Below are 21088 nucleotides of genomic sequence, written 5' to 3'. Positions count from 1 at the left end.
TTGGGTAATATTTTTTTTCTAAAAAAGTAAATAAGAATTCCAATTGTCACTTTTCCCTTTGTTGGAAATGACAAAACTGAATGCCTTCAGTTCGTCTGTCACATGGAGTGATTTTGCTTTTTCAGCAAAATTGTATCGAGATGTTATGTTTTTAATTTTTGAAAAAATAATTTACACCTTTTTAATAACGCTCGTTACAATTCCCCAAATCATAAAATCATTCTCTTCTGTGATTTTTATAATAGGATAATTAGGGTTTTCTGGTTGTAACCAAACTTCGTTTTTTTCTACACGTAAACGTTTCACAGTGAAATCACCATCTAAAAAACAAACAGCAATTTTATTGTTGGCAGGTTCTAAACTTCTGTCAATAACTAATAAATCATTGTCATCTAAACCTGCATCAATCATAGACTGACCTTTTACTTTTGCAAAAAAAGTAGCGTCTTTGTTGTGGATTAATTCATCATCTAAAGAAATTCTAGTTTCTCTAAAATCATCTGCAGGAGAAGGAAAACCGGCAGAAATACCAACATCAACCAAAATAGCTCCGTTACCAGAAGAAGCTTTAGGTGTAAAAAAAGTAAGGTTTTTAGTTCCGTTCATAATGTTTGCAAATTATAACTTTTCTTTAAATGTTTGAGATATTATTTTGCAATTAAAATACGGTCTTACAATTATTGCAAATGCGTCTTGTTTTTTCGAAAAATGGGAATAACATATAGAATATATTTTTCCTTTTAAGAGGTGCAATTAATATTTGAGTAGCGTTGCAATTCGGACAAAAAATATCATTTCCATTTTCATCCTTTTGATAAACTCTAATCTCATTATAAATAGTTGCTGCTTTTTCAAAATCATCTTTATGAACCAACAATTTTACACCCCCAATTGCATTACTCACTAAAGGGTCGGTATCTATGGTTTTCTCATCCATTAATAAGGTTTTGAAACCTTCGGAATCTAATTTCGTTTTTGTTATATGCGCTTCTGTAGAATATTCAAAAACGGCTAAAATTTTGTAATTATCATTCATGAAAATATTATCAATTTAAAGGTTAAAACCTTATAATTATGAGATTCCTCCTCGTTCCTCGTTCGAGATGACAAACTGAATTTAAAAAGAATTTTTTTCTTTTATTAAAAATTATGGAGTTCTAATCCAACGAGGTTTATTTAACGATCAAAACATCATTAATATTTGTGGTAAATCTAGCGGATAATCGTTCTTGACGCATTTTCCAAGTGCGGTTTAAATCTTGATTTCCTAATTTAATTTTGTCTGCCTTAAATTTACGATTTAATTTGTCTATTGCGGACATTAAAGGTTTGTGTTTTGGGTTTTCGTTTGAAAATAAATTCAACTGAAAATTATCATTAGGTACTAAACCAGTAACAATTACACCTGCTCTTTTATATTTAATACCTGCTTTAAAAATGGTTTTTACAGCTTCTACAGCTGCATTAGCAATGGTTAAAGTAGAGTCTGTAGGGGAGGAAAAAACAACTGTTGTACTTTCTCTATGTTGTTGAAATTCTTTTTTATGTCGATCGCTAGAAAGTTGCACAATAAGCATGTGACAACTAGATTCTTGATTGCGTAATTTTTCTGCACAACTAGCTGCAAAGGTAGAAATGCGTTCTTTTATATTGTCAATATCAGAGTAAGTATATTCAAAACTACGTGTGGTAGCAATCATTTTTTTTGATGAAACTTCTTCTAACGGAATTTTAGAAATACCTTGTAGGTCTTTTTGCAAACGCCATGCTACAATAGAAAATTCTTTTAAAACCCAATCACTAGAAAGTTGTGTAAAATCGTATGCGGTAATACAACCTTTTTCTTCCAATCTTTTTTTTAAACGACTCCCAATTCCCCAAACATTGCCAATTTTTGTCCATTTTAAGGCTTTGATTCTTTTTTCGTCAGAATCTATAATACAAATTCCTTTCGATTGTTTTAGGTTAGAGCGCGCAATTTTATTGGCGACTTTTGTCAATGCTTTGGTTGGCGCAATTCCAACGCAAGTTGGTATGCCTGTCCATTTTAAAATACGACTTCTCATTTTTGTAGCGTATTCTTCTAAATTGTAGTTCTCAAAACCTTTTAATTCTAAAAAAGATTCATCAATAGAATAGACTTCTACATCCGGAGAAAAATCTGCTAAAATATTCATTACTCTGGCACTCATATCTCCGTATAAAGGATAATTAGAAGACAAAACAGTAATATTATTTGCTTTACAAAAAGCATCCCATTTAAAAATAGGCGCACCAAAAGGCAGTTGTAATTTCTTAGCTTCGTCGCTCATAGAAATAACACAACCATCATTATTACTTAAAATAGCAACGGGTTTTCCTTGTAAGTTTGGGTTAAAAACCCGCTCGCAAGAAGCATAAAAATTATTACAATCTACTAGTGCAAACATGCTATAAAAGTACCTAAAAATAGTAGGCAAAATAGCGTTGTTAATATCTTAATTTATTGGATAAATTTTAAAGAAAAGAGGATTGAAATAAGTGATGTTTTTGATACTCGACAAAATTCACCTAAAATTAAACGAAATAAATAAAATAGACATTGTCATGCTGAACTTGTTTCAGCATCTCATTAAAGTGATCGATATAGCTAAGAGAATCTGAAATAAATTCAGATTGACAAAATTTTATTTTAAAGACACTTTACTGTAAGCATTTTTTAATTTCTGAATAACAATCTCAATTTCTTCTATAGCCAAATGACCAAAACCAAAACGGATTGCACACGTGTTTTTATCTTGATACAGAATTGTTTTGGGTAGAAATAAATCGTTTTTTTCTGCTTCTTCAGCTAGTTTTACCAAAGAAATTTGTTGTGAAAATTGCAACCAAAGTGCTAATCCGCCAGCAGGAATTTCCCATTTCGCCGTTTCAGAAAAATAGTGCGTTAAGAGTTTACACAAACAATCTCGTCTTTGTTTATAGACAACAATGTTTTTTTTCATGAGACGATAAATTTCACCTTCATTAATTAATTCAGACAACATTTGTTCTTGAATTAAATCGCCTTGTTTGTCTAGTAGCTGTAAATAATTGTTAGCTTCCGAAATTAAATTTTCTGGCGCAACTACAAATCCTGTTTGAAAACTAGGGAATAAGGATTGGCCCAATTTTCCTAAATAAATAACCATTCCGTTAGTATCTGCACTTGCCATGGGTAACATTGCAGAACCAGTAAACTGAAAATCGTAATCATAATCATCTTCAATAATAGCAAAACCATATTCTTTTGCCAATTGCAATAAAGCCAAACGGCGTTCTGCACTTAAGGTTACTGTTGTTGGGTAATCTCTATGTGCACATACATACACACATCTAATACTTCCTTTTATAAAATGTTTTTTAATATAATCTACATCTAAACCATCTGCATCTACAGGGATTGTTTTAATGGTTGCGTGGGCTTGTTGAAAAATCATATTAGCTGCATAATTACTTAAATTACCAACTAAAACAAGGTCGTTTTGTTTTATCAATAGTTGAGAAACAATATACAAACTCATTTCTGTACTACGTGTATTAATTAAATTATTTGGGGTTATATGAAAACCTCTCGTTGCATTTAAATAATTACAAAGTTGTGTTTGAAATAAAGAATAGGAAGATTCATTGGGTTTGTTCCATTTTTTTATCAGCGTTTTTCGCTTCATAGCAGCGCTGTACCATCTTGTAAATTCATGTACAGGATGTAGACGTAAATCTGGTTTACCATCATTAATGGTATACTTTGCTGTTGTTAATTGAGTTGTGGATGCTAAATGAAATGATTTTTGAAAAGGAAACCCTGTAGATTTTGCATACGTATATGCCTGATTTATTTTTTGAGAAGGTGCTTTTATTTTTGATGATTTCTGCTCTGGCTCTAAGACAAACGTACCTTTATTAGGTATAATTTCTACCCAACCTTGTGACGCCAACTCCTCGTAAATAGCAACGGCTGTATTTCTATGAATTTTTAAGGTCTGCCCCAATATGCGTGTTCCTGGTAAAATGGTACCTTTAACTAAAAACCTACGTTGTATTGCATTTATAATTTGCTGAGACACTTGTATGTAAACAGGCTGAGGTATTGATTTATCAAAATTAATTAACTGTTTAAAAAGTGCAATAACCGGACTATCTATCATTTTAAAACTGGACTAGTTTAATCGTCCGGAAAGTTACGAGTTTTGCAGCGTATTTAAATGATTATTTATGAAAATTAAAATTACCTTAATAGCAACTTTGTTATTATCAGCGATACATACAAAAGCACAAGTAGATCCTATAAAAAGAGATACTTTAAAAGAAGTAGTAATTACGTCTACAAGAATAGATTTACCTTTTAAAGAGAACTCTAGAACTATAGATGTTATTTCATCTGAAGCAATTAAAAATAGTGCGGCTACAAATGTTGCAGATTTATTACAGCAAGTTGCGGGTGTAGATATTAGAAGAAGGGGAACTGCTGGTAGTCAGGCAGATTTATATATTAGAGGAGGAGGTTTCGACCAGACTTTATTATTGGTTGATGGTATTAAAATGGATGATTCTCAAACCGGTCATCATACATTAAATGCCGCTTTACCTATAGAGGTTATCGAAAGAATAGAAATTATTAAAGGTCCTGCAGCAAGAGTTTTCGGTCAGAATGCATTTACAGGAGCTATAAATATTGTTACTAAAAAGAGGTTAGCAAGCAGTGCTAGTATAAATGTAGAAGGTGGTTCTTTCGGACAATTAAATAGTTCTGTAACTTTTGGAGAAGAATACGAGAACGCTTCTTTTATGGTGCATGTTGGTGCATTAACTTCAGATGGTTATAGAACTAATTCTGATTATGAAAATAAGAATTATGTACTAAAAGGGATTTTTAATAAGAAGAAACAGCCTATTGAGGTTTTAGGTACTTTTTTCGATAAAAAATATGGTGCAGAGAATTTTTATACAACAAATCCAGATTGGCATGAGTATGAAGAAACTCAGAATAGCGTAATAGGAGTTTCTACAGTTTTTAGAACTGAAAAATTTAAGATTACACCAAGAGTTTATTGGAGAAGAGGGCAAGATATTTTCTTATTAAAAAGAGAGGATCCTAGTTTTTTTAGAAATTTACATATTACCAACAAAGTGGGTGCAGAGGCTAATGCTTCATATACTTCTAATTTAGGAATTACTGGTTTTGGTATAGATCTTTCTAGAGTTTCTATAAGTAGTAATAATTTAGGAAAAAGAAATAGAACAATGGCAAATCTATTTTTAGAACATCGTTTTAAATTGGCTAATGAAAAGTTAGATATTACTCCGGGAGTTGCAGTTACTTATTTTTCTGATTTTAAATTTCATGCTTTTCCAGGAGTAGATATTGGGTATCAGGTTTCTGAAAACTTAAAAGCTTATGGGAATTTAGGAGTTACCTATAGAATACCTACTTATACCGATTTATTTTATAATGATCCTAGAACTATTGGAAATGAAAATTTAGACCCAGAAGAAGCATTTGCACAAGAAATTGGTTTAAAGTATAACTCTGGAAAATTTACAGCTTCTATGGCAGTTTTTAATAGAGATGCAGATAATTTAATAGATTTTATTAGACCAGATACAGATGCTACCTCTAAATATACAGCAACAAATATTGCCAAAGTAAATACCCAAGGTTTTGAGTTAAATGCAGATTATCGTTTTATGTTAAATGAGTTTAATCAGACTTTATCTTTTGGATATAATTTTTTAGAAGATGACATTTTAGATCAAAATAAAGAGTTATCTCGCTATTCTTTAAACACTTTAAAACATCAATTTATAACTCGTTTTACAAGTAAATTCTTTAAAAACGTAAGACAAAATATTATTTACAAACACGCTCAAAGAACTATTGGTACAAGTTATAATGTTTGGGATGCTTCTATAATTGTAGATTTTAATAAATTTAGTTTTACGGCAACTGCTAATAATATTTTTGATGCAGATTATATAGAATCTGGTTTTGTACCAATGCCATCAAGTAATGTGTTATTTGGGTTGCGTTATAGCTACTAATAAAAAAATAGAGATGAGCGAAGTAAGACATAATTGGACAAAAGAAGAGGTTCTAGAAATTTATAATAAACCATTAATGGAGTTGTTGTACAACGCAGCAACAGTTCATAGAGAACAACATGATCCTAATGTGGTGCAGGTATCTACTTTATTATCAATAAAAACAGGTGGTTGTTCAGAAGATTGTGGCTATTGCCCACAAGCAGCAAGATATCATACCAATGTAGAGGGTAATGATTTAATGACTGTAAACCAAGTAAAGGCACAAGCATTAAGAGCAAAAGAAAGCGGAAGTTCTCGTGTTTGTATGGGAGCTGCATGGAGAAACGTAAAAGATGGGCCAGAGTTTGACCAAGTTTTAGATATGGTTAGAACCGTAAATAAGTTAGATATGGAGGTTTGTTGTACCTTGGGTATGGTAACCGAAAATCAGGCTAAAAGATTGGCAGAAGCTGGTTTGTATGCATATAATCATAATTTAGATTCATCAGAAGAATATTATAAAGAAGTAATTTCTACAAGAGGTTACCAAGATAGATTAGATACTATAAGTAATGTGCGTAAAACAAATGTTACAGTTTGTTCTGGCGGAATTATTGGTATGGGAGAATCTGCAGCAGATAGAGCAGGTATGTTAGTTGCCTTGTCTACTTTAAATCCGCAGCCAGAATCTACACCAATTAATGCTTTAGTAGCGGTTGAAGGAACGCCTTTAGAAGATGAAAAACCCGTGGAAATTTGGGACATGATTAGAATGGTTGCTACCACTAGAATTGTTTTACCAGAAACACAGGTTCGTTTATCTGCAGGTAGAACTCAAATGAGTAGAGAAGGGCAAGCAATGTGTTTCTTTGCTGGGGCAAATTCTATTTTTGCTGGAGATAAATTATTAACAACTCCAAACCCAGATGTAAATGAAGATATGAAGATGTTTAAATTATTAGGTTTAAACCCTCAAAAACCATTTACTAAAAAAGTTCAACCAGAAACAGTTGCAGCAGCAGATTCTAAATATCAATCTTTAGAAGAAAAACCAAAATGGACGAGACCAAACCATAAAATTGACAGAAATGAAGCAGCCAAACAAAAAGGTAAAATTATAAAAGGTTAAAAGTAGTACTCTTCTTTTAATTGATTTAAAGTATTTGAAAAAGGGAAATTGTATGTTTAATTTAGGTGCTATAGCAGCTATTTTTTGCCTATATAATTTGAAAAGGTCTTGATTTGCTATATCAAGGCCTTTTTTTTTATTAATTTTTTTTAAAAAAATGTAACAAAATAGATTCTTTAACTACTTATAAGAGAAGCTTAATTATACAACTCACTTTAATTTTATTATTTCTAGAATTAAAAAGTGTTTATTAAAGTTTAAAGTCAATTTAAAAAGAGCGCTCTTAAAAATTGATGACATTCAAATGGTATTGTGGTGCTTTATATTGATGGAATAAACCTCTTTATTCAGTCAAAAACATTTATCTTTAATCTCTTCTAAAACAAACTACTATGATGGAATGGTTTCAAGAATTAACTTCTTTTCAAAAGACCTATTGGGTAATTACAGGAATTTCTACCTTTATGTTTTTGTTGGTTTTAATCACCACAGTAATTGGTGCTGAAACAGATGATATTGGCGATGTAGATGCAGAAATTGATGCAGATACGGGTGCAGGATTTCAATTTTTTACGTTGAAGAACTTAGTCGCTTTTTTTGCCATTTTTGGTTGGAGCGGTATTGCAAGTATAGATGCAGGAAACGCTAAAGTGGTTACTGTAATTATTTCTGTGTTTTGTGGGTTGGTAATGATGTTTGTAATGGCAGCATTGTTTTATTACATTAGTAAATTAACCTCTAGCGGAACTTTAAAAATGAAAAATGCTTTAAACGCTATTGGCGAAGTCTATTTAACTGTAGGTGCAAATAGATCTAAAACAGGTAAAATTCAAATTAAAATTCAGGGAGCTTTAAGAGAATTAGAAGCTTTAACAGACCATAATGAAGATTTAAAACAAGGAAAAATTATTAAAGTAATAGAAGTAACTAACAACGGATTATTAATTATAGAACCTCAAAATTAAAAAAAAGCTATGCTAAACTTTATGATATTACAAGCCAGTCAATATGCCGGATTAATAGGAATCGGAATTGCAATTCTCTTTGTTTTTATCTTGCTAATTGCAATGATAAAACGATATAAAAGATGTCCGTCGGATAGAATTTTAGTGGTTTATGGAAAAGTTGGTGGAGGAGAATCTGCGAAATGTATTCATGGTGGAGCCGCTTTTATTTGGCCTGTAATTCAAGATTATGAATTTTTAGATTTAACACCAATTTCTATCGAAGTAAACTTGGTAAACGCACTTTCTAAACAAAATATTCGTGTAAATGTTCCTTCAAGATTTACAATTGGAGTTTCTACAGAACCAGGAATCATGCAAAATGCTGCAGAAAGATTGTTAGGTTTAGACCAAGACAGCATTCAAGATTTAGCACAAGAAATTATATTTGGTCAGTTACGTTTGGTCGTTGCATCGATGGATATTGAAGAAATTAACAATGATCGTGATAAGTTTTTAACCAATATTTCTCAATCTGTAGAAACAGAATTAAAGAAAGTAGGTTTAAAATTAATCAACGTAAATATTACAGATATTGTTGATGAATCTGGTTATATAGAAGCTTTAGGAAAAGAAGCAGCAGCGCACGCAATTAACGCGGCAAGAAAATCGGTTGCAGAAAAAAATAGAGATGGTTCTATTGGAGAAGCAAACGCAGTACAAGACGAAAGAACACAAGTTGCTGCAGCAAATGCACAAGCAGTAGCTGGGGAAAATACAGCAAAAATTAATGTCGCAAATTCAGACTCTTTAAGAAGACAAAGAGAGGCAGAAGCAGAACGTACAGCAATTGCATCAGAAAAAGTACAAACAGCAAATGCGTTAAAAGAATCGTATGCAGCAGAGCAAGAAGCAGAGGTTGCAAGAGCAGAAAGAGAACGTTCTTCTCAATTAGCAGATATTATTGTACCTGCAGAAATAGACAAACGTAAAGTAGAAATAGATGCTGAAGCAAAGGCAGAAAATATTAGAAGAATTGCAAGAGGAGAAGCTGATGCAATTTTATTTAAAGCACAAGCAGAAGCACAAGGTTTGTATGAGGTTTTAACAAAACAAGCACAAGGTTTAGATCAAATAGTAAAAGCTGCCGGAAACGATTCTCAAAATGCAGCCTTATTATTAATTGCTGATAAATTACCGGAATTAGTAAAAATACAAGCCGAAGCTATTAAAAACATTAAAATTGATAAAGTTACTGTTTGGGAAAACGGAGGAGGAGCAGATGGAAAAACATCAACTTCTAACTTTATTTCGGGAATGTATAAAGCGGTACCGCCATTGCAAGAAATGTTTAACATGGCAGGTATGGAGTTGCCAAGTTATTTAAAAGGAAAAGATATTCCTGCAGAGTTACCTGTAGAGGTTGTTGATACTAAAGATAACTAATCTATTAAAAATACAAGTTTTAATGTAAGCCATCATTTAATTTTTAAATGATGGCTTTTTTTTGATGAATAGTTTGTGATTGTAAGTTTGAGTTAGAAGGCTATTAAATAGGTATTAATACGGGGTAAATACATTGCTTGTATTTAGTACATTGCTGCTTAAAATAAATATCCCCTAGCTTATGAAATCTTGTCCGAAATGTAAATCTGAATCTAGACACAGAATGAGAAGAAAAGGAATTGTAAAGATGATTCCAGGAACAAGAGGTTATGCTTGTGATAAGTGTAATACGGAGTACGCATGGTTTTCTTTTATCAATTGTACTTTTAAAGTATAGAAAAAGAGTTTGTCTAAAAAGTAATAAATCTTTCTATGCCGAACTTGTTTCTATATACCTGTTTACTGAAATACAATATTTGCATGAATTTAGATTGACAAAAAATTTCTTTGTAATTAGTCTTTTTTTGCAACCTAATTTTTACTATATAAATCAGGTAATTTAGAATAGAATTAGCTTGTTTTAACTTGCTAAATTTCAGGTGTAAACCAAACAGCGTCAATTATGAAAGCTTGTCCGAGATGTAAATCTAAATCTAACCATAGAATGAAGAGGGGTATATTGGTTAAATTGATACCAGGTACTAAAGCGTATGCTTGCGATAAGTGTAATACTCAGTACACATGGTTTTCTTTTATCAACCGTTCTTTTTGGGTATAAAAAAAGCCTCACTTTATAAAAGTGAGGCTTTTTAATAGCTTATATTTTGTTTAGTTAAACAATCTAAAAATATCATTTCCGTTTGCAAAAAGTAATAAAGCTATTAAAAGAATAAAACCAGTTACTTGTGCGTATTCTAAAAATTTATCTCCTGGTTTTTTACCAGTAATCATTTCCCAAAGGGTAAAAACAACATGTCCACCATCTAAAGCAGGTATTGGTAAAAGGTTCATAAACCCTAACATAATAGATAAGAATGCTGTAATGTTCCAGAATGATTCTGCGCTAAACTCAGAAGGGAAAATACTTCCAATAGAAATAAAACCACCTAAACCTTTATAAGCACCAGTGCTTGGGTTAAAGATCTTCTTTAATTGTTTAATATAGTCTGTAAGTGTTTTTACAGATTTGTTCCATCCTGCAGGAATTGCTTCTGCAAAAGAGTATTCTATGTTTGCTAATTTGTAATAACCTAACCTTTCTAAATCTTTAGCAGGTAATTGACCTAAACTAACACCTAGTTTTCCTTCATTAGTAACTTTAACAGGGATATCTTTTGTTTCGATTCCTCTTTTTACAGTAACTTTTATATCTTGATTTTTAAACCTATCTAAAGGAGACTTTGCTTCATCAAAATATTTTATTGCATTTCCATTAATAGAAACAACAATATCATTTGGTTTTAAATTAGAATTTACATTCGGTGAATCTGCAGAAACAGCACCAATAACAAAAGGATATCTTGGTAGTAAAATTACTCCAGCATCTTTACCTCTGTCTACTAATTGAGAGATAAAATCTTCTGGAATTACTTTATCAATAACTTGTCCTTCTCTTTCAATCTGAAAATTATTACCGTTTACAAACCCTAACGTTAATTCATTAAATTTTTTAATTTTCTCTCCATCAATAGTTAAAACTTTATCTCCAGTTTTTAAGCCTAAATTCATAGCCAAAGAATCTTGTACCCAAACTCCGTCTTTTACATTTTCATTTGGTAAAAATGTTTCTCCGTAAGAATACATTAACATAATGTAGATAAAAATACCTAACACAAAGTTTACAAAAACACCACCTAGCATAATTATTAAACGTTGCCACGCGGGTTTAGAACGGAATTCCCAAGGTTGTGGCGGCAATGCCATTTGTTCAGTATCCATGCTTTCATCTATCATACCAGATATTTTTACATATCCACCTAAAGGAATCCAACCAATACCGTATACAGTATCACCAATTTTTTTCTTGAAAATTGAAAATTTATAATCAAAGAATAAGTAGAATTTTTCTACTCTAGTTTTAAAGAGTTTTGCAGGGATAAAGTGCCCTAGCTCGTGCAATACAATTAATAAAGATAAACTTAAAATAAATTGCGATGCTTTTATTAATATTTCCATTCAGCGTTAAATCATAATTAAAATAGTCGCAAATGTACGTTTTTAAAGATAGTTGCAAAAGAACAAATTGAGGTACCTTTTTAATTTAACAAAGATTTTGTATACTATTCCCTTTTGTTTTTTTTTCTAAGGTTTTATTAAGTCGTAAATTTGTTGTTACAAAACTATCTTATGGAGTTTAAAATCTTTAAAAAGTCTCTTCCTTTACTTATCTTTTTTGCGGTTTTTTCTGCAATTTCACTTACCGTTTATTATCATTTATTAAAGGTAGATAAACACCTTAAAATTTATAACCCTATTGATGTAAACCCGAGGTTGGTAGATGATAGCATGGTGCACATTCAAAACAACCATACCGTTGCAGATTTTAAACTCATCAATCAAAATGGAGAAACGATTACGAACAATGATTATAAAGATAAAATTTACATAGCAGATTTCTTTTTTACTCGTTGCCAAACAATTTGTATTGCCATGGCGTATAATATGGGTGAGTTGCAAGAGTATTATAAAGAAGACAATGATATTATGTTTTTGTCTCACTCCGTTACTCCGGTTATAGATAGTGTTTCTGTTCTAAGAGAATATGCAGACAGAAAAGGTGTTATTGATGGAAAATGGAATGTAACTACGGGGCCTAAAAAACATATTTATGAGTTGGCTAGAAAAAGTTATTTTGCAGTTTTAGATGAAGGAAATGGTGATGAAAGTGATTTTATACACACAGAGCAATTTGTTTTAGTTGATAAAGTCAGACGTATTCGTGGCTATTATGATGGGACGGAGAAAGAGGATATGGAGAAACTTAAAAATGATATTGTTTTGTTAAAAGAAGAATATGCATCTGAATAACTTGTTTAGAATCATTCTAAATGATTATATTTGCCTTCCAAATAAAATTCATTGAGCACAATAGCTACATTACGTAAGGGAGAGATAGGGTATATTTCTGAAGAGTCTTTAGATTTTATTCCTTTAAAATTATTAGAAATGGGCTGTTTGCCTGGAGCTGAGGTTCAGTTAGTTCAAATAGCGCCCTTAAAAGACCCTCTATATATTTGCGTAAACGGAAGTCATTTGGCAATAAGAATAGAAACAGCTTCTAAAATTCGAATACTTAAAGCACAGTTATAATGTCTAAAAATGATATAAAGGTTGCTTTAATAGGGAACCCTAATACCGGAAAAACATCACTATTTAACCAACTTACTGGTTTAAACCAAAAAGTTGGAAATTACCCTGGAATTACTGTTGATAAAAAAAATGGGGTTAGTAAACTTTCTGCTACTCAGAATGCAATTATTACAGATTTACCAGGTACATATAGTATAAACCCTACTTCTTTAGATGAGAGTATTGTTTTAAAAACTTTATTAAAAAAAGATATTAAAGAATCTCCAGATGTTATCTTAGTGGTTGCAGATGTAGAGAATTTAAAAAGAAACTTACTGCTTTTTTCTCAAATTAAAGATTTAGAAATTCCAACAGTTTTGGCAATCAATATGGTTGACCAAATGAACAGAAAAGGAATTACTATTGATTTATCTTTACTAAAAAAAGAATTAAATACAGAAGTAATTTTAATAAGTGCCAGAAAAAATGAAGGTATAAATGACGTAAAAGCAGCAATTATTCGTTGTCATGTTGCTGCAAAAGCATCTCCTTTATGTGGCATTAATCATCAGATTGATCCAGATTATTTTGATAAGTTAAAAGAAATTAGCCCTAATTATTCTTTGTATGAATTATGGTTGATGGTAACTCAGAATAATTATCCAGACACAATTTCATCAGAAGAAAAACAAAAATTACTTAGCTTTAAAAAAGATGTTTCTAAGTTGAAGAAATATCAACATAAAGAAACTATTTATCGTTATCAAGAAATAAATAAAATACTTAAAAAAACATATATAGTTGATAAAACCAAAGCAAAAGACCTTCGTGGTAGGTTAGATAGAGTTTTTACACATAAGTTTTTTGGGTACTTTTTCTTTGTTTTTTTATTGTTAATTATCTTTCAATCTGTTTTCGATTGGGCTTCAGTACCTATGGATTTTATAGATGTTAGCTTTGCTCAAATTGCAGATTTTGCAAAAAGTAATCTGCCAAATGGAGTGCTAACAGACCTGTTAACGGAAGGGATAATACCAGGAATTGGAGGTGTCATTATATTTATTCCACAAATTGCCATTCTATTTTTATTTATCTCTGTTTTAGAAGAAACGGGTTATATGAGTCGTGTAGTATTTTTAATGGACAAAATTATGCGACGTTTTGGTATGAATGGTAAAAGTGTAATTCCGTTAATTTCGGGTACAGCATGTGCAATACCTGCAATTATGGCAACTAGAACAATTGCTAGTTGGAAAGAGCGTTTAATTACCATTTTGGTGGTGCCTTTTACAACTTGTTCTGCACGTTTACCTATATATGCAATTTTAATTTCTTTGATTATTCCTGATACAAAAATTTTAGGTTTTTTAAATTTACAAGGCCTGGTTTTGTTATTGTTGTACGGGTTGGGGTTTGTAACAGCTGTTATTGCTGCCTATATTTTACATAGAACTTTAAAGATAAAAACGAAGTCGTTTTTTGTGGTAGAAATGCCAAATTATAAATTACCATCTGTTAAAAATGTATTTTTTGAAGTGATTGAAAAAACAAAATCATTTGTTTTAGAAGCTGGAAAAATCATTTTAGCTTTGTCTATCGTGTTGTGGTTTTTAGCATCAAACGGACCGACTTCTTATGAGAATGCAGAGAAAAACACGATTGAAAACAGTGCAAATCAGAACTTAACAGATCAAGAATTACAACAAAAAGTAGCATCTGCAAAACTAGAGAATTCTTATATTGGTATTTTAGGAAAAACAATAGAACCAGCCATAAGACCTTTAGGGTATGATTGGAAAATAGGAATTGCTTTAATTACATCTTTTGCCGCACGAGAAGTGTTTGTAGGTACGTTAGCAACCATTTATAGTGTAGAAGCAGATGATGAAAATACATCTACTATTAAAGAAAAGATGAGGTCGGAGATAAACCCAGATACTGGAGAAAGAAGATTTAATTTTCCTGTTGGGATGTCTTTAATGATTTTTTATGCCTTTGCAATGCAGTGTATGGCTACTTTGGCTATTGTAAAACGTGAAACGAAGACTTGGAAATGGCCATTAATCCAATTGTTTGGAATGGGCTTATTGGCGTATGTTGCTTCATTTATAACCTATCAAATTTTAAGTTAATGCAAGAAATTATAGCATATATATTAGTTGTTCTAGCCGTTGCTTTTTTATTGAGAAAATACGTTTTCCCTTCTAAGAAAAAGAAAGGATGTAGCGCTGGTTGTGGGTGTTAATTCGTTTTCTCATAAATCTGTAGTTCACTTTTTTTAGTTATTTAAGGGGTTTTAACATGCGAAAAATAGGATAAAACAAGATTAAAAAGAGCAATCTGTTGCTTTTTTAATCTTGTAAATATTTTTTTGAATCTTAAATATGTTTAACACAAAATTAGTAAAATAACGCAAGAAGGTTTTTTATTTTTGATGACGGATCTTTATATCACGTCCTAAATTATAAAAATGAAAAAGACAATTCTATTATTTGCTGTTTTTGCACTCTCAATTATTTCATCAACAGATATTTTTGCCCAAAAATTTCCAAGATTAGATGTGAGCCCTCTTGATGTTGCTTCGTATCCAAGTGATTGGAGGAACTCAGATAAGTTAGTAAGAGTTATTTACGGAAGACCACAACTAAAAGGAAGAGCATTGTCTTCTTTGGCAGAGGTTTCAGATAAAGGTGTTTGGAGAACCGGTGCTAATGAAGCTTCTGAGATTACTTTTTTTAAGGATGTTTTATTTGGAGGAGAAAGTGTAAAAGCGGGTACATATACTTTGTTTTCTATACCTGGTGATAAAGAATGGACGCTGATTCTTAGTAATGTTAGAAATGTTTGGGGTCATTATACCTATGATAAAAAAGATGACGTTATTAGAGTTTCTGGTAAAGTTTCTGAAGCAAAAAAATCTATAGAAGCTTTTTCAATAGTTTTTAATGAAGAAGAGGATGATTTAGTTACCATGCATTTAGGCTGGGGAAATACAATAGTTTCGGTTTCTTTGCAAGAAGAAGTTGACTTAAAAGAATAATTTTTTTGTTGATTTTTTATCAAGCTTATAACACAATTTGGTTATTTATCTAATTATGTAGTGTTTTAGTTAAAAAAAACGCACTTAAATATACGGTACTAAAAAGCTTCATTTTTATGTTTTCTATTCAGAAAGCAAAAAAATGAAGCTTTTTTAATTACTTGTATGGTTGTTTTAATTCTTTAGGTAATTTATTTACCCATCGGAATCACAATAATTCCAGAGAACTTATCTTGAAACTTTATTAAATCTTTATCTGCTTCTAACTTGGTTTTGTAATTACCCACTTGCACTTTCCATTCCGGAGCATAATAAACTAGTTTAGAGAAAATTCCGGGGAACTCTACTTTAAAACGAGCCATAAATTGTCTTGCTTTTTGCTCATTACCGTTATAGAGTTGAATTCTGTAACCAAAGCCATAAGTGCTATTGAAACTTCTTTTTTTAGAAACAATATCTTTTATTTCTGTAGATTCATTAGTCTTGTTTTGTGAGAAAGAATTGTAACTTGTTGTTAGTAAAACAAACAAAAACGAGAGTACTGTTAATTTACTTTTCATGCTTAATTTAATTTTGTACAAAAATAACGACTAGTTTAGTAATAAATTAGATTTAACTCTTATTTAGAATAATTATAAATTAAGTTTTAGATTCTTTTAGCTTTTCAAACCTTAGGAAGAAGTATTACTTTTGTCAAACGAAAAAAAATGACTTTTGTCATTTTATATTAGATATTTTTAATCAAAGTTTAAATATGAAAAGTGTAGAACTGCACAATAGACTAGCCACATTACTTCTTAAAAGTATTACTTTTCTCCTAATTTTTGCATTCAGTGTATCTGCTTATTCACAAGATATTGATGAGGCACGACAAAAAGAAGGGAAAAAATTATTTAAATCGTTATGTGCTTCTTGTCACAAGTTAGATAAGAAATTAATTGGACCAGCTTTAAGTGGTGTTGAGGAGAGAAGAGAGAATGATTGGTTGCATGCTTGGATTAAAAATAATGCAGAATTTAGAGCAACTGGAGATTCAGATGCTAATGCAATTTTTGACGAGTACAATGGGGCAGCAATGTCTGCTTTCCCTCAATTAACAGATCAAAATGTAGATGATATTTTATATTATACTACAGTAGGTGAGCTTAAAAAAGTAGGAGAAGTAGCGGCAGGTGATGCTTCTGCAAATGTTTCTTCTGCAGATGCTCCGGGTTGGTTAATATATGTGCTTTCTGGTGCTATTATTGTTGCTTTTTTAATGATTGCAAGCTTGTTAAAACAGGTAAGTGAGTTAAAAGGCGATTCTGCTCCTGGAGAAGACTCTAATCTTAAAAGAGATTTACATGAGCTTTGGGCAGGTATAATGAAAAACACATTCTTAAAAGTATTAACTACAATATTTTTAGTATTGATTGGTATTTATGTCCTATTCGGATTCTTATTTCAAGTAGGGGTAGATGAAGGGTATCAGCCAATTCAACCAATTGCGTTTTCACACAAAATACATGCTGGAGATAATAAGATAGATTGTCAATATTGTCACTCATCAGCAAAACATAGTAAAACATCTGGTATACCTTCTGTTAATGTTTGTATGAATTGTCATAAAAATATTTCTGAAGTTGCAGATGATACTGTTGTAGAATTAGAAGATGGAGTTGTTCTTGGAAAAGAAGAGTTAGATCTTGAAATTGCAAAAGTATACACGGCAGCAGGTTGGGATGCAGATAACTTAGAGTATACAGGTGAAACGGCTCCGATTAAATGGGTGAGAGTTCATAATTTACCAGATTTCGTTTATTATAATCACTCACAACACGTAACGGTTGCTGGTATCGATTGTCAAAAATGTCACGGACCTGTAGAGGAAATGGATGAACTGTATCAGTACTCTCCATTAACAATGGGTTGGTGTATAAATTGTCATAAAGAAACTAAAGTGGATTTAAAAGGTAATGATTATTACAAGAAAATTCATGAAGATTTGGCAAAGAAATACAATGTAGATCAAGTTACCATTTCACAGTTGGGTGGTAAAGAGTGTGGTAAATGTCACTACTAATAAAAAAGAATTAAAAATTAAAAGATTAAAAGACTGAATGTTTTTTTCAATTTTAAATCTTTCAATCATTAAATAAAAAGTATAAATGGCTTCAGACAAAAAATACTGGCAAAGTGTTGAGGAACTTAAAGGTAGTTCTATTGTTGAAACGTTAAGTAAAAACGAATTTGTAGAAGAACTTCCTACAGATGAGTTTTTAGGTGATAAAGAAACTCTAGAAAATTCTTCTACTTCGCGTAGAGACTTTTTAAAATATGTTGGTTTTACTACAGCTGCAGCTTCATTAGCAGCTTGTCAGGGACCCGTTAGAAAGGCTATTCCTTATGTTGTAAAACCAGATGATATCATTGCTGGTATTGCAGATTGGTACGCAACTTCTATGGCAGATGGTTACGATTTTGCAAATGTGTTGGTTAAAACACGCGAAGGTCGTCCTATTCAAATAATGCCTAATAAAGAAGCAAACGGAACTACAAGTGCGAGAGTACAAGCTTCTGTTTTATCTTTATATGATGAAAAATTACGTTTAAAAGAGCCTCAAGATAAAGAAGCTTTTTTAACTTGGGCAGATGCTGATGCGAAAATTGGTGCAAAATTAAACCAATTAAAAGAAGCTAATAAACCTGTTGTTTTATTAACAGGAACTATGGCAAGTCCATCAACAGATAAAATTATTGAAGGCTTTATTGCTGCTAACCCTAATGTAAAACATGTTGTTTATGATGCGGTTTCAGAATCTGGAGCAGCAGATGCTTTTATGGCAATGTACGGTAAACGTGTGTTACCAAATTATCATTTAGAAAATGCAAAAACAATTGTTTCTTTTGGTGCAGATTTTCTTGGAGATTTTCACGCAGGTTTAGAGAAGAAATACATTGCTGGTAGAAAACCAGAGAAAGGATACATGTCTTACCATGTACAGATAGAAAGTAATATGTCTTTAACAGGTGCTAATGCTGATAAAAGAGTGGTTGTAAAACCATCTGATCAGGTTTTTGCATTGTTAAATTTATACAACGCTATTACAGGAGCTAATGTTCCTTCTAAAGCAACTTCTGTAGATGCAACAATTAAAAAATTAGCTTCAGATTTAAAGAAAGCTGGTTCTAAAGGTGTTGTTTTAACTGGGTTGAATGATAAAAATGCACAATTAATTTCGTTAGCAATTAATAAAGCATTGAATAGTGAAATTATTGATACAAAAAATACGCTAAACATCCGTAAAGGAAATGATGCTGAAGTTGCTCAATTAGTTTCAGATATGAAAGCTGGTAAAGTATCAGGATTAATTGCATACAATGTAGATCCTGTGTATTCATTATCAAATGCATCAGATTTTTCTGAAGGATTAGGTAAACTAGAAATTTCAGTAGCATTGTCTACAGAACATAACAGCACTACTGCTTTAATGGATTATGCATTACCAACTCCACACTTTTTGGAGTCTTGGGGAGATGCGCAGTTCGATTCTGTGACGTATGGTTTAATGCAACCAACAATTCAACCATTATTTAATACACGTCAGGTTCAAGACACGTTATTAAAATGGTCTGGAGATACTACAAAATATTACGATTATTTAAAAACATACGCAGCTACCAATGTTTTAGGTGGTGCTTCATGGAACAAAGCCTTACATAATGGTTTTTTCAAAAAAGACCTTTCTTTAGAAGAAGAGGGAGAAGTTTTTGAATCTACTGTTGTAATTTCTGATATTGCATCAAAATTAGCAAGTTCAGCGAAGAAAGCTTCTGGTTTTGAATTAAACTTATATACTAAAACAGGTTTAGGAGACGGTAAACAAGCAAACAATCCTTGGTTACAAGAATTTCCAGACCCTATTACAAGAGCTTCTTGGGATAATTACTTAATGATGTCTATGGCAGATGCCAGAGAATTAGGTTTTTCTAATCCTGTAAAAGATAACGGTGCTATTAATGGTGATTATGCCAAAGTATCTGTTAATGGTGTTGATGTTGTTGTTCCAGTAATGGTACAACCGGGTCAGGCTATTGGTTCTGTCGGTTTAGCATTAGGTTACGGTAAAACTTTTGGTTTAAAAGACGAAATGAAAGTTGGTGTTAATGGATATCCATTATACATTAACGGAAACAATATTCAGTACGGAGTTACAATAGAAAAAGTATCTGGTACCCATAAATTTGCTTGTACACAAGTACAAAAAACAATTGCAGGTCGTCATGATATTTTAAAAGTAGCTTCTTTAAAAGAGGTAGTAAGTAGTGTAGATCCAAAACATTCTTGGAACAAGCCTGCTTTTGTATCTTATGACCATAAAGAAGTTGAAGCAAAATCTATAGATTTATGGGGAGAGCACAACAGAGAAGTTGGTCATCACTTTAACTTATCAATAGATTTATCATCTTGTACAGGTTGTGGTGCGTGTGTTATTGCATGTCATGCAGAAAACAATGTACCAGTTGTAGGTAAAAATGAGGTTAGAGTTGGTAGAGATATGCACTGGTTGCGTATCGATAGATATTACTCTTCTGAAGTTGCAACAAGAGAAGAAGCGAAAGCAATGGGCTTAAGCGGTGGAGACTTGTATAAAGCTATAGAAACTGAAGCAGAAAACCCAGAGGTTACTTTTCAACCAATGATGTGTCAGCACTGTAACCATGCTCCTTGTGAGACTGTGTGTCCAGTTGCAGCAACATCACATGGTCGCCAAGGTCAAAACCAAATGGCATATAATAGATGTGTAGGTACAAGATATTGTGCAAACAACTGTCCTTATAGAGTGCGTCGTTTTAACTGGTTTCAGTATTCTAACAACAAAGATTTTGACTTCAACATGAATAATGACTACGGTAAAATGGTTTTAAACCCAGATGTTGTAGTTCGTTCTAGAGGAGTTATGGAAAAATGTTCTATGTGTATTCAAATGACACAAGCAACAATTTTACAAGCTAAAAAAGAAGGAAGACCTGTTAACACAGATGAGTTTTCAACAGCTTGTTCATCAGCTTGTACAACAGGAGCTATGGTTTTTGGAGATGTTAATAACGAAAAAGACGAAGTAGCTACATTAGCAGAAGACAAGAGAGCCTATCACGTATTAGATTACTTGCAGACGAAGCCGAATGTAGTATATCAAGTGAAAGTTAGAAATACAAACGAAGCGTAAGAAAATTTTAAATTTAAAACTCAAAGTTGAAGGACTTTGAAAGTTTAAA

General features: G+C 31.8%; 17 protein-coding genes. 11 read left to right on the top strand and 6 right to left on the bottom strand.

Features of this window, described 5'->3' with window-relative positions; genetic code table 11:
- Window positions 1–171 precede the first annotated feature (171 nt).
- From GQS58_RS05235 to GQS58_RS05220, 4 genes are all read right to left on the bottom strand, one after another.
- Window positions 172–606 (bottom strand): LexA family protein, encoded by a 435-nt coding sequence (locus tag GQS58_RS05235; RefSeq protein WP_166383591.1) that lies wholly within the window; start codon window positions 604–606, stop codon window positions 172–174.
- A gap of 52 nt (window positions 607–658) precedes the next feature.
- Entirely contained in the window at window positions 659–1036 is a 378-nt protein-coding gene (locus GQS58_RS05230) for a DUF2007 domain-containing protein (protein WP_166383589.1), read from the bottom strand.
- Window positions 1037–1172: 136 nt separating this feature from the next.
- Window positions 1173–2429: a Y-family DNA polymerase gene (locus GQS58_RS05225; protein ID WP_166383587.1), complete on the bottom strand. Its 1257-nt coding sequence runs from the start codon at window positions 2427–2429 to the stop codon at window positions 1173–1175.
- Window positions 2430–2666: 237 nt separating this feature from the next.
- Window positions 2667–4166, bottom strand: a complete 1500-nt coding sequence (locus tag GQS58_RS05220) for a PLP-dependent aminotransferase family protein (protein ID WP_166383585.1) — start codon at window positions 4164–4166, stop codon at window positions 2667–2669.
- Window positions 4167–4233: 67 nt separating this feature from the next.
- Between GQS58_RS05220 and GQS58_RS05215 the strand changes: the two genes are divergently transcribed.
- The 5 genes from GQS58_RS05215 to GQS58_RS05195 all read left to right on the top strand — a co-directional run bounded on the left by GQS58_RS05215 (window position 4234) and on the right by GQS58_RS05195 (window position 9898).
- A complete protein-coding gene (locus tag GQS58_RS05215) occupies window positions 4234–6060 on the top strand; it encodes a TonB-dependent receptor (RefSeq protein ID WP_166383583.1) in 1827 nt (608 codons plus the stop codon).
- Window positions 6061–6073: 13 nt separating this feature from the next.
- Entirely contained in the window at window positions 6074–7171 is a 1098-nt protein-coding gene (gene bioB / locus GQS58_RS05210; RefSeq protein WP_166383581.1) for a biotin synthase BioB, read from the top strand.
- Between the two features lie 392 nt (window positions 7172–7563).
- Window positions 7564–8136: a hypothetical protein gene (locus GQS58_RS05205; protein ID WP_166383579.1), complete on the top strand. Its 573-nt coding sequence runs from the start codon at window positions 7564–7566 to the stop codon at window positions 8134–8136.
- 21 nt (window positions 8137–8157) lie between these two features.
- A complete protein-coding gene (locus GQS58_RS05200; protein WP_166383577.1) occupies window positions 8158–9561 on the top strand; it encodes a flotillin family protein in 1404 nt (467 codons plus the stop codon).
- Window positions 9562–9742: 181 nt separating this feature from the next.
- Window positions 9743–9898 carry a hypothetical protein gene (locus GQS58_RS05195; RefSeq protein ID WP_166383575.1) on the top strand — a complete coding sequence of 52 codons (156 nt, stop codon included), beginning with the start codon at window positions 9743–9745 and terminating at the stop codon, window positions 9896–9898.
- Window positions 9899–10329: 431 nt separating this feature from the next.
- Here the strand turns inward: GQS58_RS05195 and rseP are convergent, their stop codons facing one another.
- Window positions 10330–11676, bottom strand: a complete 1347-nt coding sequence (gene rseP / locus GQS58_RS05190; protein ID WP_166383573.1) for an RIP metalloprotease RseP — start codon at window positions 11674–11676, stop codon at window positions 10330–10332.
- A gap of 171 nt (window positions 11677–11847) precedes the next feature.
- Here rseP and GQS58_RS05185 point away from each other — a divergent pair, with 171 nt between their 5' ends.
- The 4 genes from GQS58_RS05185 to GQS58_RS05165 all read left to right on the top strand — a co-directional run bounded on the left by GQS58_RS05185 (window position 11848) and on the right by GQS58_RS05165 (window position 15829).
- On the top strand, window positions 11848–12528 hold the full coding sequence (locus GQS58_RS05185; protein ID WP_166383571.1) for an SCO family protein: 681 nt from the start codon (window positions 11848–11850) through the stop codon (window positions 12526–12528).
- A gap of 51 nt (window positions 12529–12579) precedes the next feature.
- Entirely contained in the window at window positions 12580–12810 is a 231-nt protein-coding gene (locus GQS58_RS05180; protein WP_166383569.1) for a ferrous iron transport protein A, read from the top strand.
- Window positions 12810–14921: a ferrous iron transport protein B gene (gene feoB / locus GQS58_RS05175; protein ID WP_166383567.1), complete on the top strand. Its 2112-nt coding sequence runs from the start codon at window positions 12810–12812 to the stop codon at window positions 14919–14921. Before GQS58_RS05180 ends, feoB begins: the two co-directional genes overlap by 1 nt.
- Before the next feature lie 338 nt (window positions 14922–15259).
- Complete coding sequence (locus GQS58_RS05165) at window positions 15260–15829, top strand: DUF2911 domain-containing protein (protein WP_166383565.1); 570 nt, start codon at window positions 15260–15262, stop codon at window positions 15827–15829.
- Window positions 15830–16020: 191 nt separating this feature from the next.
- Here the strand turns inward: GQS58_RS05165 and GQS58_RS05160 are convergent, their stop codons facing one another.
- Window positions 16021–16389, bottom strand: a complete 369-nt coding sequence (locus GQS58_RS05160) for an SPOR domain-containing protein (protein WP_166383563.1) — start codon at window positions 16387–16389, stop codon at window positions 16021–16023.
- A 194-nt stretch (window positions 16390–16583) separates the two neighbouring features.
- On the opposite strand from GQS58_RS05160, the gene GQS58_RS05155 reads away from it, so the two are divergent.
- A complete protein-coding gene (locus GQS58_RS05155; RefSeq protein ID WP_166383561.1) occupies window positions 16584–17891 on the top strand; it encodes a cytochrome c3 family protein in 1308 nt (435 codons plus the stop codon).
- Between the two features lie 85 nt (window positions 17892–17976).
- Complete coding sequence (locus GQS58_RS05150; RefSeq protein WP_166383559.1) at window positions 17977–21039, top strand: TAT-variant-translocated molybdopterin oxidoreductase; 3063 nt, start codon at window positions 17977–17979, stop codon at window positions 21037–21039.
- Window positions 21040–21088 lie beyond the last annotated feature (49 nt).

Source organism: Polaribacter sp. 11A2H (assembly GCF_011379025.1).
GTDB lineage: Bacteria > Bacteroidota > Bacteroidia > Flavobacteriales > Flavobacteriaceae > Polaribacter.
Note: the sequence above shows the minus strand (reverse complement) of the source record. Positions and strands in the feature narration are given on the sequence as shown.

Bases quoted from the DNA above. Each gene is read 5' to 3' on its own strand.
- GQS58_RS05235 (WP_166383591.1), bottom strand. From the start codon at position 606: ATGAACGGAACTAAAAACCTTACTTTTTTTACACCTAAAGCTTCTTCT.
- GQS58_RS05230 (WP_166383589.1), bottom strand. From the start codon at position 1,036: ATGAATGATAATTACAAAATTTTAGCCGTTTTTGAATATTCTACAGAA.
- GQS58_RS05225 (WP_166383587.1), bottom strand. From the start codon at position 2,429: ATGTTTGCACTAGTAGATTGTAATAATTTTTATGCTTCTTGCGAGCGG.
- GQS58_RS05220 (WP_166383585.1), bottom strand. From the start codon at position 4,166: ATGATAGATAGTCCGGTTATTGCACTTTTTAAACAGTTAATTAATTTT.
- GQS58_RS05215 (WP_166383583.1), top strand. From the start codon at position 4,234: ATGAAAATTAAAATTACCTTAATAGCAACTTTGTTATTATCAGCGATA.
- bioB (WP_166383581.1), top strand. From the start codon at position 6,074: ATGAGCGAAGTAAGACATAATTGGACAAAAGAAGAGGTTCTAGAAATT.
- GQS58_RS05205 (WP_166383579.1), top strand. From the start codon at position 7,564: ATGATGGAATGGTTTCAAGAATTAACTTCTTTTCAAAAGACCTATTGG.
- GQS58_RS05200 (WP_166383577.1), top strand. From the start codon at position 8,158: ATGATATTACAAGCCAGTCAATATGCCGGATTAATAGGAATCGGAATT.
- GQS58_RS05195 (WP_166383575.1), top strand. From the start codon at position 9,743: ATGAAATCTTGTCCGAAATGTAAATCTGAATCTAGACACAGAATGAGA.
- rseP (WP_166383573.1), bottom strand. From the start codon at position 11,676: ATGGAAATATTAATAAAAGCATCGCAATTTATTTTAAGTTTATCTTTA.
- GQS58_RS05185 (WP_166383571.1), top strand. From the start codon at position 11,848: ATGGAGTTTAAAATCTTTAAAAAGTCTCTTCCTTTACTTATCTTTTTT.
- feoB (WP_166383567.1), top strand. From the start codon at position 12,810: ATGTCTAAAAATGATATAAAGGTTGCTTTAATAGGGAACCCTAATACC.
- GQS58_RS05165 (WP_166383565.1), top strand. From the start codon at position 15,260: ATGAAAAAGACAATTCTATTATTTGCTGTTTTTGCACTCTCAATTATT.
- GQS58_RS05160 (WP_166383563.1), bottom strand. From the start codon at position 16,389: ATGAAAAGTAAATTAACAGTACTCTCGTTTTTGTTTGTTTTACTAACA.
- GQS58_RS05155 (WP_166383561.1), top strand. From the start codon at position 16,584: ATGAAAAGTGTAGAACTGCACAATAGACTAGCCACATTACTTCTTAAA.
- GQS58_RS05150 (WP_166383559.1), top strand. From the start codon at position 17,977: ATGGCTTCAGACAAAAAATACTGGCAAAGTGTTGAGGAACTTAAAGGT.